Annotated in this window: 1 rRNA gene; it reads right to left on the bottom strand. The window is 57.6% G+C overall.

Going from position 1 to position 1,748, the window contains the following annotated elements:
- Nucleotides 1-1,697, bottom strand: a 23S ribosomal RNA gene (locus P3T41_RS36825); the annotation flags it as partial.
- Between the last annotated feature and the right edge of the window lie 51 nt (nt 1,698-1,748).

The following is a 1,748-nucleotide window of genomic DNA, read 5'->3' as shown; positions in this document are numbered from 1 at the left end:
CCTACACCCTTACCCCGGGACAACCACCGCCCGGGCTGGACTACCTTCCTGCGTCACCCCATCGCTCACCTAATACCCTGTTGGATCAGCGGCTCCACCACGTCCCTTCGTCCGAAGACTCCAGGCCGGCTTCACGGCTTTAGCATTCAGAGGTTCAGCGTTGGCGCTTCAAAGCGGGTACGGGAATATCAACCCGTTGTCCATCGACTACGCCTGTCGGCCTCGCCTTAGGTCCCGACTTACCCTGGGCAGATCAGCTTGACCCAGGAACCCTTGGTCAATCGGCGCAAGAGTTTCCCACTCTTGTATCGCTACTCATGCCTGCATTCTCACTCGTATCCCGTCCACGACTCGATTCCTCGGCCGCTTCACCCGGAACACGACGCTCCCCTACCCATCCACAGCGCCGTTGGACGTATTCTGTGAATGACACGACTTCGGTGGTGTGCTTGAGCCCCGCTACATTGTCGGCGCGGAATCACTTGACCAGTGAGCTATTACGCACTCTTTCAAGGGTGGCTGCTTCTAAGCCAACCTCCTGGTTGTCTCTGCGACTCCACATCCTTTCCCACTTAGCACACGCTTAGGGACCTTAGTCGGTGTTCTGGGCTGTTTCCCTCTCGACCATGGAGCTTATCCCCCACAGTCTCACTGCCACGCTCTCACTTACCGGCATTCGGAGTTTGGCTAAGGTCAGTAACCCGGTGAGGCCCATCGCCTATCCAGTGCTCTACCTCCGGCAAGAAACACGTGACGCTGCACCTAAATGCATTTCGGGGAGAACCAGCTATCACGGAGTTTGATTGGCCTTTCACCCCTAACCACAGGTCATCCCCCAGGTTTTCAACCCTGGTGGGTTCGGTCCTCCACGCGGTCTTACCCGCGCTTCAACCTGCCCATGGCTAGATCACTCCGCTTCGGGTCTTGGGCATGCAACTCAGACGCCCTATTCGGACTCGCTTTCGCTACGGCTACCCCACACGGGTTAACCTCGCTACACACCGCAAACTCGCAGGCTCATTCTTCAAAAGGCACGCAGTCACGGCCCGCCGAGTAAACTCGACGAACGACGCTCCCACGGCTTGTAGGCACACGGTTTCAGGTACTATTTCACTCCGCTCCCGCGGTACTTTTCACCATTCCCTCACGGTACTATCCGCTATCGGTCACCAGGGAATATTTAGGCTTAGCGGGTGGTCCCGCCAGATTCACACGGAATTTCTCGGGCTCCGTGCTACTTGGGAGAAGCTCAAGTGAGCCGTACAGATTTCGTCTACGGGGGTCTTACCCTCTACGCCGGACCTTTCGCATGTCCTTCGACTACCCATACGGTTTCTGACTCACCCAGCCGCCGGCAGACGACTGAAGAACTTTCCCACGACCCCCTGAGCGCAACCCCTGCCGGGTATCACACACTCAAGGTTTAGCCTCATCCGGTTTCGCTCGCCACTACTCCCGGAATCACGGTTGTTTTCTCTTCCTGCGGGTACTGAGATGTTTCACTTCCCCGCGTTCCCTCCACATACCCTATGTGTTCAGGTATGGGTGACAGCCCATGACGACTGCCGGGTTTCCCCATTCGGACACCCCCGGATCAAAGCTCGGTTGACAGCTCCCCGGGGCCTATCGCGGCCTCCCACGTCCTTCATCGGTTCCTGGTGCCAAGGCATCCACCGTGCGCCCTTAAAAACTTGGCCACAGATGCTCGCGTCCACTGTGCAGTTCTCAAACAACGACCAGACACCCAC

The organism is Kitasatospora sp. GAS204B (genome assembly GCF_029892155.1).
Classification (GTDB): Bacteria; Actinomycetota; Actinomycetes; order Streptomycetales; family Streptomycetaceae; genus Kitasatospora.
The sequence above is the reverse complement of the archived record's forward strand: the minus strand, read 5'-3'. Positions and strand labels throughout refer to the sequence as shown.